Source organism: Chelativorans sp. J32, from assembly GCF_000518985.1.
Taxonomy (GTDB): Bacteria; Pseudomonadota; Alphaproteobacteria; order Rhizobiales; family Rhizobiaceae; genus Chelativorans.
Genome location: NZ_JAEQ01000032.1, coordinates 1 through 14822, shown reverse-complemented (window position 1 = coordinate 14822; position 14822 = coordinate 1). Strand labels below are relative to the sequence as shown.

At 62.0% G+C, this 14822-nt stretch carries 12 protein-coding genes; 8 read left to right on the top strand and 4 right to left on the bottom strand.

Going from position 1 to position 14822, the window contains the following annotated elements; genetic code table 11:
- From CHEJ32_RS0122760 to CHEJ32_RS25830, 8 genes are all read left to right on the top strand, one after another.
- Window positions 1-1152, top strand: a complete 1152-nt coding sequence (locus CHEJ32_RS0122760; protein WP_028035833.1) for an acyl-CoA dehydrogenase family protein — start codon at window positions 1-3, stop codon at window positions 1150-1152.
- An 11-nt stretch (window positions 1153-1163) separates the two neighbouring features.
- Window positions 1164-2282: an acyl-CoA dehydrogenase family protein gene (locus tag CHEJ32_RS25835; protein ID WP_051469870.1), complete on the top strand. Its 1119-nt coding sequence runs from the start codon at window positions 1164-1166 to the stop codon at window positions 2280-2282.
- Window positions 2283-4382, top strand: coding sequence for an acetate--CoA ligase family protein (locus tag CHEJ32_RS0122750; protein ID WP_028035832.1), 2100 nt, complete (start codon window positions 2283-2285; stop codon window positions 4380-4382). It begins immediately after the preceding gene.
- Between the two features lie 305 nt (window positions 4383-4687).
- On the top strand, window positions 4688-5638 hold the full coding sequence (locus CHEJ32_RS0122740; RefSeq protein ID WP_028035831.1) for a tripartite tricarboxylate transporter substrate binding protein: 951 nt from the start codon (window positions 4688-4690) through the stop codon (window positions 5636-5638).
- A gap of 571 nt (window positions 5639-6209) precedes the next feature.
- On the top strand, window positions 6210-6956 hold the full coding sequence (gene minC, locus CHEJ32_RS0122735; RefSeq protein WP_028035830.1) for a septum site-determining protein MinC: 747 nt from the start codon (window positions 6210-6212) through the stop codon (window positions 6954-6956).
- Window positions 6957-6986: 30 nt separating this feature from the next.
- On the top strand, window positions 6987-7802 hold the full coding sequence (gene minD, locus CHEJ32_RS0122730; protein ID WP_028035829.1) for a septum site-determining protein MinD: 816 nt from the start codon (window positions 6987-6989) through the stop codon (window positions 7800-7802).
- Entirely contained in the window at window positions 7799-8062 is a 264-nt protein-coding gene (minE, locus tag CHEJ32_RS0122725; RefSeq protein ID WP_028035828.1) for a cell division topological specificity factor MinE, read from the top strand. Before minD ends, minE begins: the two co-directional genes overlap by 4 nt.
- Window positions 8063-8097: 35 nt before the next feature.
- Window positions 8098-8316, top strand: a complete 219-nt coding sequence (locus tag CHEJ32_RS25830) for a hypothetical protein (protein WP_034659003.1) — start codon at window positions 8098-8100, stop codon at window positions 8314-8316.
- A gap of 119 nt (window positions 8317-8435) precedes the next feature.
- Here CHEJ32_RS25830 and CHEJ32_RS0122715 read toward each other — a convergent pair whose 3' ends face one another.
- From CHEJ32_RS0122715 to CHEJ32_RS25825, 4 genes are all read right to left on the bottom strand, one after another.
- Entirely contained in the window at window positions 8436-9629 is a 1194-nt protein-coding gene (locus tag CHEJ32_RS0122715) for an HlyD family type I secretion periplasmic adaptor subunit (protein WP_028035827.1), read from the bottom strand.
- A 22-nt stretch (window positions 9630-9651) separates the two neighbouring features.
- Complete coding sequence (locus CHEJ32_RS0122710; RefSeq protein WP_084032925.1) at window positions 9652-11841, bottom strand: type I secretion system permease/ATPase; 2190 nt, start codon at window positions 11839-11841, stop codon at window positions 9652-9654.
- A 16-nt stretch (window positions 11842-11857) separates the two neighbouring features.
- Window positions 11858-13252: a TolC family protein gene (locus CHEJ32_RS0122705; RefSeq protein ID WP_198023910.1), complete on the bottom strand. Its 1395-nt coding sequence runs from the start codon at window positions 13250-13252 to the stop codon at window positions 11858-11860.
- 185 nt (window positions 13253-13437) lie between these two features.
- Window positions 13438-14822 (bottom strand): Ig-like domain-containing protein (locus CHEJ32_RS25825; RefSeq protein WP_034659002.1); only part of this gene is annotated, 1385 nt, incomplete at its 5' end.

Here is a 14822-nt window from a genome sequence, read left to right as displayed (position 1 = left end):
ATGACCGACCCCGAACCCGACTGGAACGCCATGCCGGAAGAGGATTTCCGTCGCATGCTGCGCGACTTCATCGAGGCTGAGTGTCCTCCTGAGTTGCGTTACTACCCGCATCGTTTTCCACCCGAAGTCTCCATGCCTTGGTATCAGGCACTGCACCGGCGCAATTTCATCGCCCCCGGCTGGCCGGTGGAGTATGGCGGCATGGGCTTGCGGCCCGAACGGCACCTTATCTTCATCGAGGAGATGGAGGCTGCGGGTACGCCATGGCTGCACGATTCCGGTGTGCGGAACCTGGGGCCGGCCATCATCGCCTGGGGCACCGAAGCGCAAAAGGCGCATTATCTTCCGCGGATGCATTCGGGCGAGCATATCTGGTGCCAGGGCTATTCCGAACCCTCGGCCGGGTCGGACCTTGCCAGCCTGCAATGTGACGGGCGGATCGAGGGAGACCGCATCGTCATCAACGGCCAGAAGATATGGACGACCTCCGCCCATGTCGCCAGCCATATCTTCGCCCTCATCCGAACGGGCCGCACGGGACCGAAACAGGAGGGCATCAGCTTCGTTCTGATCGATATGAGCCTTCCCGGAATCACCGTACGGCCGATCGAGAACCTCTCGGGGCACCCCGATTTCTGCGAAGTGTTCTTCGACAACGTCGTGGTGAGCACCGATTGCATACTTGGGGAACCGAACAAGGGTTGGGCCGTGGCGCGGTCGCTTCTCGGCTTCGAGCGGATATGGGCCGGCTCGCCCAAACGGGCCCTCAAGGTTCTTCTGGCGCTGCGCCGCTTGATGGAGGAGCGCGGGCTCCTTGCGAGCGACTATTGGCGTGACCGGCTGGCGCAAGCCATTTTCGACACGCAGGACGCCCAAGACATGTATAGCGGATTCGCCGATCTGGTGCGCACCGACGGAAAGGTCGGCGTGGAGATTTCGGCCTTGAAGATCTGGTCCACCGCCACCTTCCAGCGCCTTTCGGAATTGCTGTTGGAAGTGGCCGGCAGCGACGCTGTGCTCCTTGGCGACGGGGCCTCCGATCTGCTGACGCCTTACTATGAAAGCCGTGCTCCGACGATTTTCGCCGGCACGAACGAGGTTCATCGAAACATCCTGGCGCGCTCGGTCCTGGGCCTGCCGAAATCCGATTGAGGGAGAGAGCGATGGCATCCATGGATGCGGATACCGCCGCCCTTCTGCGGGAGGCGGTGGGCAAACATGCGGATCGAACGGGCGACGGCCGCGCGGTTCGATCGCGGCGCAACACCCTGCCGGGTTATGCGCCGGAAACGCTCGCCGCTATGGCTGAACAGGGATGGCTTGCCTTGGCCTTGCCGGAGGATGCGGGAGGCCTGGGGCTTGGTGTGTCAGCCGCAGGAATCTTGGCGGAGGGGCTGGCCGGCTGCTTCGGCGCCGACCCCTTCCATTCGCTGTTCCTGGCGGGGAGAGTCCTCACCCATGTGGGAGCGGCGGCGGAACTGTTGGCTGGCCTGGCCACGGGCGAGACCTTGCCCGCTCTGGCCTGGCAGGAGAATCCTCAAGGGGCTCGTCTTAACCCGCCGGCGACCCGATATTCCGCCGGCCGCGTAACCGGGCAAAAAGCCTGGATCGTCGGGGCTGCGGGCGCAACCCATTTCATCGTCAGCGCCTCTGGCCCTGACGGGCTGGTGCTCGTGTTGGTCGAGGCCGGGGCCTCCGGATCGCAGCTTTCACAGGCATTCCGCCCTGACGGCTCTCCCATGGGACGGTTGGTTCTGGATGGCGTTCCGGGTGAAGTGCTGGCTTGTGGGGAAGTGGCGGAGAGTGCATTGCGCGCCGCGCTCGATGAAACCAGCGTGCTCGTTGCGGCGGAACTCATGGGGCACATCGACCGCATGATGGCCATGGTCATCGAGCACATGAAGACCCGCCGGCAGTTCGGTCGGCCCATCGGCGCTTTCCAGGCCCTGCAGCATCGCGCGGCGGACATGTTCGTGCACCAGCGTCTCGCGCGGGCAGTCCTGGAAGCGGGGCTGACGCGGTTCGATTCGCTCTCCGATCGGGTGGCCCGCGGCATGCAGTCGGCGCGGTTACGGGCCCGTCTGAACGATACCGCTCAGCTTGTCATGCGCGAGAGCATCCAGCTTTTCGGCGCGATGGGCATCACCGACGAGAACGACCTCAGCTTGCATGTGAAGCGCTGCCTCAGCCTGATCGGCTGGCTCGGCAGCAGCGTGGAACTGCGCGGCTATTACATGGACCTGGCCGGTCCTGCGAGGCAGGCGGCCGATGGGAGAATATAGATGAACGCAGCAGCCAATCCGGGTGGGCTCGACGCCCTCTTTCGTCCCAGGAGCATTGCAGTGATCGGGGCTTCGGATGATCCACGCAAGATCGGCGGCCGTCCGATCCGCTACATGCTCGAAGCGCAGTCGCAGGTGAAGGTTTACCCCGTCAATCCGACGCGCCCGGAGGTTCAGGGACTGGCGGCGTATCCCACGGCGACTGCCATTCCGGAACCGGTCGACCAGGCGATCATCGCCGTGCCCGCAAAGCATGCCGAAGCAGCAGTCGCGGACGCCTGCGCTGCCGGTGTGCGCTCGATCGTAATGTTCAGCGCCGGTTTTGCAGAGGCGGGGGAAGAGGGGGCCGCCGCACAGGCGCACATGATGAAGATGATCCGCGATGCCGGCGCACGGCTGCTGGGCCCCAATGCCATGGGATCCTTCAATACCGCCGAGCGGGTCTTCTCGACATTCTCCACGGCGATGGACCGAGGCACACCCGAGGTGGGGCGTATCGGCATGGTCAGCCAGAGTGGTGCCGTCGGTTCGTACCTGCAAAATCTCGTGATTAGCCGGGGTATGGCGATCTCCAAATTCGTGGCGACGGGCAATGAGGCGGATGTGCAGGCCTCCGAGTGCCTGGAATGGATGGCGCTGGATCCCGATACCGACGTGCTGATGCTGTATATGGAAGGATGCCGGAACGGTCCGGCGCTCATCAAGGCGTTGCGTACCGCGCGGCAAATGCGCAAGCCCGTCATCGTTTTCAAGGCGGGGCGGACCGAGGCTGGCCAGTCGGTGGCAGCATCGCATACCGGCGCGCTCGCCGGGTCCGTGCAGGTCTTCGATACCGTGTTGCGCGAGGCGGGAGCCTGGTCCTGCCAGACACTCACGGAGATGGTCGATGTCGCCTATGCGTGTGCGCAAGGCCGCCTGCCGCCGGACAAGACGCTGGCGATCGTCACTGTCTCGGGCGGGGTCGGTGTCATGTCCACCGATGCCGCCATGGAAGCAGGGCTCGAGCTTCCTCCCATATCGGAGGCGACTCTGGCCGACATCCAGAAGGAACTTCCGCTGGCAGTAGGGCTCAACCCGGTTGACACGACCGCCCAGACCGTAGGCGACCGGGCGATGCTGACCCGTGCGGTGGAGCGCGTTCTGCGCGATCGGCCATTCGGCTCGGCGATGCTCTTCTTCGCCAATGCCGGGCGCAATGCACGCGACATGGAGATCCTGTCGGAGCCGCTACGCACGCTCAGGGCTGAATTTCCGCAGGCGCAACTTGCGCTTTGTGTCCAGACGACGCCGGAATATCGCAAGCTGCTGGAAGATCTGGGGTATCTGATCTTCGAAGACCCGGTGTTCTGCGTAAAGGCGCTGGCTGCGGCAGCCGAACTGTCGGCGGTGCGCAGGCGGCCGCTGGTTCTGCCCGAGTTGAAGGAAACCGCTCCTCTCAGACTGGAACGCAGTCCCGACGAGGCGCAATCGAAGGAGATCCTGGCGACGGCCGGGTTGCGCTTCGCCAAGGAAAGCGTTGCTGCAACCGCGGACGAGGCGGTAGCCGCCGCTGAGGGCATGGGCTATCCGGTGGTCATAAAGGTGCTTTCCCCCGAAATCGGCCACAAGTCCGAGGTGGGTGGCGTGGCCCTGAATCTCACGAATGAAAGCGCCGTTCGAGAGGCCTTCGGACGCGTGATCGAGAATGCAGGCCGCGCCGTGCCCGAGGCCGAGATCAGGGGCGTCACCGTGGCACAAATGGTAACCGGCGGCGTCCAGACCATTATCGGCGGGCATCGTGATCCGATGTTCGGCCCGATCGTGATGTTTGGGCTGGGTGGCATTTATACCGAGGTGTTGAAGGACACGGTGCTGCGGACGGCGCCCGTCACCCATGAGACCGCTCTGGAAATGATCCGGTCCATCCGCGCTTTCGCGATACTCGACGGCGCGCGAGGTCAGGAGAGGGCCGATCTCAATGCGATCGCGGACGCCATTGTGCGGGTGTCGCAGTTCATTGCGATCCAAGGCCCCGAGGTCGAAAGCGTCGAGATCAACCCCTTTATCTCGCTGCCGAGGGGCGGCTGCGGGGTCGATGCGCTGATCCATATACGCGATTGAGAAACGATTGCGCTTACCCCGCCCGCCGCATGCATAACCGGAACTCATGCATTCACAGCCTCATGTCAGTTGTCCGACCGGCGATGCGACGGCCTAATCCGAGGAGTGGATGACCAACCGGCGGGAGGGTCCAGGCTCGCCGCAACTTGATGCCGATCATCGCAGGCTGTTTCGGGCCGAAGGATCAGCAAACACCAGCGGCGCAGAAGTGGGGACCGAAACCATCCGACCTCAAGCCGGACAAGCTCAACAAAAATCAAGGCGATCTCTGTTAGAGACGGATCGCAACGAGAGGAGGAAGCTAGATGAAATTGGGGTTCAAGGCGCTACTGGTCGCCTGTGTGTTGGCATTGAGCGGAACAGCGAGCGCCGATATCGCTTCGCAATCGACAATCCAGATCGTTGTTCCCTTCAATCCTGGAGGATCGACCGATCCTTTCGTCCGCTTCTTGGCCGATGAATTGCAGGGAAAGTTGGGCAAGCCGGTCATCGTCGTCAACAAGCCTGGAGCCGGTGGAGTGGTCGGCACGGCCGAGGTGGCTCGGGGATCGGGTGACGGTTCGACTCTGCTGTTCTCCAGTTCCTCCTTTCTGACGGCCGCCGCCTACAATCCCAACGCCGGTTATGATCCGATCAAGGACTTCAAAGCGATTTCGGTCATGGGCTTCAACGAGTTCATGATCATCGGCTCACCCGCAGCCGGGGTTAATTCGCTGGAGGACCTCTTCGCCAAGAACGAGGCCGGAAGAGTTGTCATGTCGACCGCGGGGATCGGTTCTTCGACCCATTTCGTCGGTCAGATGGTATCGAACGAGCTGGGGCTGAAGCCGCGCGTTCTTCACATGAAGTCCTCCGGTGAAGCGATGATGGAGGTTATCGCGGGTCGGGCCGATTACTATGTCGGCTCCGTCGGCTCCTCCGCGCCTTATCTGAACAACGACCAGGGCAAGGCGCTGCTTTACCTCGGCCAGGGACGGCGTCCGGAATTCCCTGACGTCCCATCGGCCGCGGAGAAAGGCTTTGAGGAGGTCGAAGCGGCACAGTGGTTCGGTTTCTTCGCTCCTGCCGGGGTCAGCGATGAGGATGTGAGCATGCTGAACCGCCAGGTGTCGGAGATCATGATGTCCGAGAAGGGGAAGAAGCTCGCCGTCGATCAGGGCGTCCGCTTCGAAGACTGGGATGCACCGCAGTTTCAGGCCTATATGAGTAAGGAATTTGCCACGTGGCAGTCCCTGGTTGAAAAGGGCATGGAGTGAAGCAGGGCAGGGGGCGTCCAGATGCCCCCTGTGTTTCCGGGGCTCTTTTTCGAGGCAACAAGTCAGCGCAAAAAAGCTCCACCGAGACCAGACAAAGACGGGAACCACCCGATCGGCGGCAATGGATCTTGGCCTTGTCGCGGGGTCTCGGTCGGCTGAAGCGGTGATCCGGACCCGCTGCTCAGAAGATGCGGCCGGCGGCCCCTCTGGTGCGGTCGCCGATCCAGCGGCGCGTTTTCCCAAGCCGGCTTCGAGAACTCTCGAGCCGGCATTGTCGCATTTGCAGGCCACATGGCTCCTGCCTAGTGTCGCCGCCCCCCAATTTTTCAGCGGTCGGCCGCCGCCAATCTCGTCCGATTCCTCGGTACCGACTCAACGCCGAAGTTGACGCCCGGTCCACGTGCCCGGTGCCCACCTTGGCGCGCAATTCCGTTCGGCTTGGCAGTGAGAAGCACCGCTGCCCCCGCAATCGGTGGATTTAACAATCTGTCACTTCCTTGGCGGAGGCCAAAAGGTTAACCCGGCATTAACTATGACCACATTACCGTCGGGCAACCAAAAATTAACGAAGATGACCAAAGTGCTAACCAACAGCCAACCGATCCGGCTCAAAGGCCGCTCCTTTCTCGCTCTGGTCCTCTCGCCGGAACTCCCCCTGGGAGACTGGTTGCAGCGGCTCGACGATCTGGCAGCGCGTTCGGCTGGTTTCTTCCTGAGGCGCCCAATCGTTCTTGACGTCCAAGGGCTTGAAATCAGCCGGCTGGAGCTGAAAGGGTTCATCGACGAGCTTGCGAAGCGCAATGTGCGGGTCATCGGGATTGAAGGCGCGAGATCTTCTTTGCTGGGGTTCGATATGCCCCCCGCCTTGTCCGGCGGCCGGCCTGCATCTGACTTCGAGGAGCCTGACACGGCGGCTCTTGAAGCGCCGGACGCTGCTCCCGGCGATTACGCGCCTGCCGGCATGCACGAATCGCAACAGGCCAGGCCCGTTCCTTCCTTGATCATCGATCAGCCGGTTCGTTCCGGACAATCGGTGATCTTCCCTGAAGGCGACGTCACCATCATCGCTTCGGTCGCATCGGGCGCGGAGGTGATTGCGGGCGGTTCCATCCACGTCTACGGCGCGCTGCGCGGGCGGGCGCTGGCAGGCTCCATGGGCAATGCTTCGGCGCGCATTTTCTGCAGCAAGCTGGAAGCGGAACTCCTTGCAATCGACGGCCTCTACAAGATGGCGGAAGACATCGAGCCCCAGTTTCGCGGGCGAGCGGTTCATCTTTGGCTCGAAGGCGATGCGATCAGGATAAGCACACTCAATTGATGGCGGCGGCACGGCAGACAGGAGACGCTGATGGGAAAGGTAGTTGTTGTAACATCGGGGAAGGGGGGCGTCGGAAAGACGACTTCGGCCGCCGCCCTCGGCGCGGCGCTCGCGCAGCGCAACGAGAAGACGGTCGTTGTCGATTTCGACGTCGGCTTGCGCAATCTCGACCTCGTAATGGGGGCTGAGAGGCGGGTGGTGTATGACCTTGTCAACGTCATCCGGGGCGAAGCCAAGCTGCCGCAGGCGCTTATCAGAGACAAGCGGCTGGAAACGCTTTACCTGCTGCCAGCCTCGCAGACGCGAGACAAGGACAATCTGACACCCCAAGGCGTCGAGCGGGTGATCGGCGCCCTGAAGAAGAATTTCGACTGGGTCATATGCGACAGTCCCGCAGGGATCGAGCGGGGCGCGACACTGGCCATGCGTTATGCCGACGTCGCGGTGGTCGTCACAAATCCCGAGGTCTCCTCGGTGCGCGATTCGGATCGCATCATCGGGCTTATCGATGCGAAGACCGTCAAGGCCGAACGCGGCGAGACCATGGACAAGCACCTGCTCCTCACGCGCTACGATCCCAACCGGGCCGAGCGGGGCGATATGTTGAGCGTGAAAGACGTTCTGGAGATCCTGTCCATTCCGTTGCTGGGCATCGTGCCCGAGAGCATGGATGTCCTTCGGGCCTCCAATCTCGGTACGCCCGTCACCTTGGCCGACAGTCAGAGCGCGCCGGCGCAGGCTTATTTCCAGGCCGCGCGGCGGCTCGCGGGCGAGGACGTTCCGATCACCATTCCCGGTGAAAAGCGCGGCTTCCTTGGAAAGCTCTTGGGATGGAGGGCTGCATGAAGATTTTCGGCCTCTTTGGGAAAAAGGCATCGGCGCCCATGGCGCGCGAACGATTGCAGGTCCTGCTCGCGCATGAACGGGCATCGGTGGGCGAATCGGATCTGGTTGCACGCCTGCGGGAAGAGATCCTTGCCGTCATCGCCAAGCACGTGAAGGTCGATGGCGAGAAGGTCAAAGTGAAGATGGATCGCGGAGACCAGGTTTCCACGCTGGAAATCGACGTAGAAATTCCGCTCAAGGCGCGTTTGGGAGCCACCTGACGCGACCAGGAACGCGAATATGTGAAGGAGACGACATGACCCGCCTTGCACTTCTCGAGCGGCTTCAGCAACTCCAGCACATGGAGAAATTCAAGGGACGCGACATCACCACCATCAGTGCGCTCCTGTCCAATGAAGCCCTGGCCCAGCATGTCAAGGTCTGCGAGGATGCTGCTGGTGCGCCGTGCCGCGCCGCACGCGATGAAGAAGACAAGGAAGACGGTCAGACCGGAGCGCGCGGTCGGTCGATCTGACCTGGTGGCTCGCCGGCACCGGACCGGCGGGCACGCCCCCTTTAAAACGCGTAGATTTGCACGGCTTTGAAGGCGCGGATGCTCGCCGCTTCCCGCGCCGCCGCAGTGGCATCGCCGGGTCACCGCTCCCGTAAAGCTTCCCGTGCCTTATTGATCGGCTTGATCAGATACTCGAAAACGGTCTTGCTCCCCGTATGGATATCGACCGTGGCGGTCATACCGGGAACGATCGCAAAACGGTGCCCGGCATGATTGACCAAGGCGTCGGATTTGGTTCGGATGAGGACCCTATAATAGTGGATCCGGGGATCCGCTTCATCTCGGATCGTGTCCGGAGAGATCGTCGAGACCTGCCCGTCCAGGCCGCCATAGATCGCATAATCGTAAGCAGTGATCTTCACCGTTGCGGGTTGGCCGGGGTGAATGAAGGCGATATCGCGGGGTGAGATGCGCGCCTCCACGAGCAACTCATCATCCAGCGGCACGATCTGCATGATCTGGCCGTTGGGCGGGACAACGCCGCCGATCGTAGAAACTTCGATGTTCTTGACGATGCCGCGCACTGGCGATCGCAAAGTGAGCCGGGCGAGCGAATCCGAACGGCCCCGGACCACGGGCAGAAGCGAGTTCACTTCCGCATTCGCCTTCGCGAGCTCTTCCCGCGCACGCACCAGATATTCGGACTTCACTTCCGCCTGCTTGAGTTCCAGGTCGACCAGCTGTCGCTTCAGACGAAGAAGCTCGACATTGCTCGCCGCGCCGATCTCGCTAAGCGACTGGCTGATGCTCAGCTCGTCCCTGACAAGTTGGATCGACTCCGCGATCAAGCGGACGGATTCGTCGAGACTGCGCCGGCGGGCCGCGAAAAGCTCCGTTTCTGCAGCTCTCAGCTCGGGATAATCGGCAAGTTCCGGGGAGAAGACGAGCTCGGTCTGGTTCACCTCGGCAGTCAGCCGCGCAACACTGGCAAGCGCGGCGCGGTATTTCGCGGCACTCTCCTCGACCTCGGCTTCGGTGATGGTAGGATCGAGATATGCCAGGACTTGCCCTGGTTCGACAACATCGTCCTCCTGGACCTGAAGCGAGGCGAGTATGCCGCCCTCGAGCGATTGGATCACCTGCTCGCGCATCGTGGGCACGACTCGTCCCGCGCCGGAAGAGACCTCGTCCAGCGAGGCGAAATAGGACCATCCCAACGCGGCGGCAGCAAAGACGGCTATGACGGTGATGATGCGCGTGGAGCGGGTCAGCCGGGCGTCGTCCGTTTCACCATAACCCCACCACGCCCCCTCCCTGGATTGCTGGATAGTCATGATGTGTTCCGCTCCCTTTGGATCAGCCCGGGCTGACCGCGCCCATATTGGCGACGCCACGCAACTTCTTCAGCCCCGCTTCCTTGCTCTCATCCATCACGACGATGCCGTTGTCGACGACGATAACCCGATCCACAATATCGAGAACGCGCATTCGGTGCGTCGCGATGACGACGGTCTTGTCCGCGCTCCAGCGCAGGAAATGGCGGATGAACTGGCGCTCCGTCGATTCGTCCATCGCTGCGGTCGGTTCATCGAACAAAATGACGGAGGGCTGGCGGATCAGCAGACGAGCTAAGAGAATAGCCTGTTTCTGCCCGCCGGACAGGCCTAAGCCACCTTCGAGAACCGGGTGTTCCAGTCCTTTTGGAAGTTTCCGGATGAAATCGTCCGCGCCCACCATGGAAAGTGCGTCCAGAACCTCATTCTCGGAGGCCTGGGGAGCACCGAGCAAGATGTTGTCGCGCAGGGTGCCATGGAAGAGCCGGGCGTTCTGCGTGAGCAAGGCTACGTCCCTGCGAATATCGGCCGGATCGATGTGGTGCAGCGCCATGTTGTCGAGATAAATTTCGCCGGAACTCGGCTCGAGAAGTCCTGAAAGAGCTTGCAGCAGGGTCGACTTTCCAGCGCCGTTCTTGCCAAGAAGAGCAATCTTCTCGCCGGGACGGATCTGCAGATCACGCACCGTCAGCGCAACCGGAGAGGACTCGTCCCCATAGCGGAACACCGCTGACCGAAGGTGATAATGCCCGGCGATTTTGGGGCAATGGATCCGGTTCTCGCGCTCGGGATGGTCGACGGGCATCTGCATGATTGCGTTCAGGCTTCGTATGGCGAGCTTTGCTTGCTGCAGGCGGCTTAGAAGCATGCTGATTTGGGACATCGGAGCCATCATCCGCGAGCCAAGAACGGATGCGGCTACGAGGGCGCCCGTCGTCATGTCGCCGGCGATGACGAGGGGAGCGCCGACCAGCACCGTAGCAGCATAGGCACCGCTCTGGACGGTGTGGCTCCATGCGCCAAGGCTGTTTGTCAGCGTGCGCAGCTTGAGCTGAGCCTCGCTGGTCACGGCATTGAGGTGGTTCCATTGCTGCTGGAACCGTTCCTCTGCCTGGAGGGTCTTGATGTCCTCTATCCCTTGGACGGCTTCGACGAGAACGGCATTGCGAAGTGAGCTTTCGCGCATCGCCTCATTGGCATGGGCGCGCAGCCGCCGTTGCGCCAGGAGTCCGGGTATCACGAGAGCGACGATCGCCACGATTGGAACGAGCACCATGGGGCCGCCGATATACCAGTAGATGAGCAGGAAAAGCAGGAAAAAGGGCAAGTCCGCCATCGCCGCCACGGTGGTGGAGGTCAGAAGCTCTCGGACCTGCTCCAGATCGCGTAATTGGGCGATGAAAGTGCCGGTGGAGGAAGGCCGCTTGCGGTTGCGAACCCTGAGTGCGTGGCCGAATACGACATCAGACATGCGCAGATCGGCGCGTTTTCCAAGCAGGTCGATAATGTTGACCCTGAGACGGCGCAGGATGAAATCAAATGCGAGCGCCAGCAGCACGCCACTGAACAGGACATAGAGCGTATGGTAGGACTGCGCGGGCACCACCCGATCGTAGACCTGCATCGAAAACACGATGCCCGCCAGCGCTAGAGTATTGGCGATCAGAGATGCCAGCATCACGTGCCCATAGGGCCTGAGGTCCCGCAGGATGATCCGCCGCAGCCAGTTTTCCTGAAACGGGCGGATATAGGTATCCACTCGCGTATCAGGAATGGAACGCGCGGGACGTGGAATGGTCAGGAGATCGGCATCCCGCAACAGCTCCGAAAGCGGAACCGGCGTTTCGAGCCCCTCGTCACCGCTGAAGATGACATTGGCGATGCCGGATTCCCCGACCGTCGTGACGACCCCGACATCTCCGGTGCTGGTACGGACTATGACGGGTAGATGCCAATTCGACAGCTTGGCATCGGGCTTGCCGAACTTAACCTGCAACCCGGTTCTGCGGGCGAGCCTGCGGACCGTCTCCTGCGGGTCGTCATCAGGGTTCCACAGCGCCGCCTGTCTGACACCCTGGATTGACACGGGCAGCCGGTAGTGCTGCGCCACGACGCGCAAAGCTTCCAGCCAGCGTTCGGTGGGGAAAGCTGTCTTGGTGGCCTCCGCTTCGCTCCTGTGGGCTACCTCTTCGGCTGCTTCAACTCTTTCCACCGGCTTGTCCTGGATGCTATAGCCGCACACCGCGCACCATCATCCCTTCCAGGGAGAGGGCCTTGCGAGACATGCCTGAATTGAGAAGGCAATCGATGTTGAGGCGGCGCAGGTCATGCGTCGTGTTCACGACATCGAAATGAGCCTGTTGCAGTTCCTGTTCCGCGTTCAGGAGATCGAGAAGCGAGCGCGTCCCCAGGTCGAGATACTGGCGACGATAGAGATCCCGAGTTTCCTCCATCATCCCGATGCGTGAGGAGAGCGAGGCCAGGAGCTGGTTCATATTCGTCGTCTGGCTGCGGGCGTCGGCAAGGGCCTGAAGCGTTTCCACCCTAGCGCTTTCGTGGGCCGCCTCTGCCGCGGCCAGGGCAAATGTTGCAGCGCTGCGGCGGGCCTGCATGGCGCCGCCATCGTAAATATTGCCGGAAAGGTTCAGCCCCACGCTTAAGTCCGGCTTAGCCTCCAAATCCCTGCGCCCACGATCGGAACCATTCAAGTCATAGGTTGCATCGGCCTCCACCCACACGGTGGGGAAAATCTGGGCGCGGCTCAGCCGCAATTGCGCTTCCGCCCCCTTCCGCTCCGCCTCGGCGCGTATGGCGGCCGGCAGCTTGGACCAGTCCGGCTCGTACGTGTCGCATGCAGCAGGCAGCCACTTCGGCACAGCCGTGTCGATGGAGATCGGCCCGCTTTCTCCGATCAGCGTTGCTAGCCTGGTCTGCCAGCGGCTGACCTGCGAGCTGATCTCCAGCACCTTCGACTGCGCCGCCTGGAGGCGCGCTTCCGCCTGTACCTCGTCGGAACGCGTGCTCGCACCATTAAGCTTGCGTTGGCGTACCAACTCCGCGATCGCGTCGACACCCTTCACTTGATCCTCGGCCACCTTAAGCAAGGCCTTGTAGCGTTGCGCTTCCACGAAGGAATGCGCCGTATCGCGGATGACGTCGTCCACCGCCGCCAGAAGCTGGGCGCGGCTGGCTTCGGCTCCCGCCTCCCTGTAGGAGACTGCGCTCGCTACTTTTCCGAAGTCGTACACCACCTGAGAGGCGGTGAGGTTCAATTGCGGCGTTATCGTATCATCGTCATTGGTATAGGCGGAACGAACTCCGCCCCGAATCTGCGGCATGTAAGCCGCGCGCGCAGCCGCGATTTCTGCCGTACTCTGGTCGAGAAGGCTGGTGGCCTGCTTGATTGAAGGATGCCACGCGATCGCTTGGTGGACAGCGCCGTCGAGCGAGACCACGCTGCCCTGCGGCGGAAGCGGCGCGAACGTCGCGGAGGCTTCATATGCATCCTGCTCCGCTGCTTTCTCCGCGGCGTTCAGGCCTTCGGACTTCGGGATCAACTGGCGATCGATGTTATCCGGGTCAGCCGCACATGCGGCCAGCACGATATACAATGGCAACGCCACCGCAATTCCTTGTCGCCCACGACGCCCGATGCGAATCATTGTCCCTCATATACAGGAACACAGGGTAGATGAGGGCACATAGGTAATCAATTATGGACATCTTATCGAATACGGACACCTTATCGAATTCAACATACCGGGCCCTGCCAGGCCCGGTATAACAGCGCTGCAAGGTGTTATCCTCGTCATATCAAGGGTTGGCTAACCCAATCCTCTTGGCGATCGCTCAGACCCGACGGCAAATAGGAGAACGGATCTTCCACAGTCTCCGGCAGCCCTGAGACGTCCGCAGCCGCAAAATCCCCGGCGTCACTGTCGAGCTGGATAACCTCTTCCCCGCTTTCGCTGACCAGGTCCTCCAGCGTCAACGGCGCATCGTCAAAGGGCTGCGCCTCGGAGCCCACTGTGTCTCCCGCCTCGTCATCATACCTCTGGAAGTCACCGAGCGGCACGAGGTCGTCATCCGCGCCGGTAGAAAGCAACATGGCTCCGGTCATTTCGCCTTCGACCGGGGTTACAGAGGCGTCCAGGGGACTGTCATAGCCGAGCGTCACGGTCAGCGTGGCGCTCTCGCTCACGCCGTCAGGCGTGGTGATGGTGTACTCGAACACATCCTGAGCCCCGTCGGAGCCGATGAACGGCGATTTCGCGGTGTAAGTGTAAGTGCCGTCAGGATCGATCGTGAGCGTGCCGTAGCGGCCCGGGATCTCGGTAGCGAGCCCTTCCACCGCCGTCCCATTCACCGAAGAGACTTCCGTCCCGGCCGGAGCGGTATCGTCATCGAGAACGTTGCCGCCAACCGAACCGCTTACCGTGCGGTAATCGGAGATCTCATCGGACACGGTGCTGACGCTTAGACCACCGAGCAGGGAAAGATCCAGCAGCCCCCCATCGTTGCCGAGCACGATGTAATAGGTGCCACCGCCCTGGAACTCAGGCAGCGTGAGCACGTTCGCATCCCAGGTGGCGGCGAGAACACCGGTGCCAACAAGCCAGTTAGCCTGCTCGTAAACCAGGGTGGCTACGTTTCTGCCCGCCTCTGCCCGGTAGACCTGGATATCGAAGTCCACGTCTCCAAACAGCGAAAGGTTCAAGGTGGCAAAACCGCTGCCGTCGATGCTCACCTGCCTGGTGGTGTTCTCTTCGACCTGGAAAGTGAGCGCGCTGTTTGCGGCCAATACGGTAGCATCGACCGTGTCTCCCAGGAGTCCTACGTTAAGCAGCCCTCCGACCCGGCCGGTCTGCAGGTCGGGCTGCGAGATGGTTGGCGTTATTGTCAGATCGACGCCTGCCACATCATCAATCGGAGAAAGCTGGTAAACCGTCACCGGCCCGAGCAGGGCCGGGGTGCCGGGATTGCCGGCCGCATCGGTCTGGCGCACCTGCACCTGGCCCTCGGCATAATCGCCTTCCGGCAGGGCGAAGCTGGTGCCGGTGCCGGGCTGCCAGGTCTGGCCGCCGTCGAGGCTGTATTGCCAGCCGGCATCCTCCTCGAGCCCGCCGACATTGACCGTGCCGTCCCGGGTGATGCCGTCGCCGGCGGTGCCGGTGTCGTTGGCAAGGGCTGCGG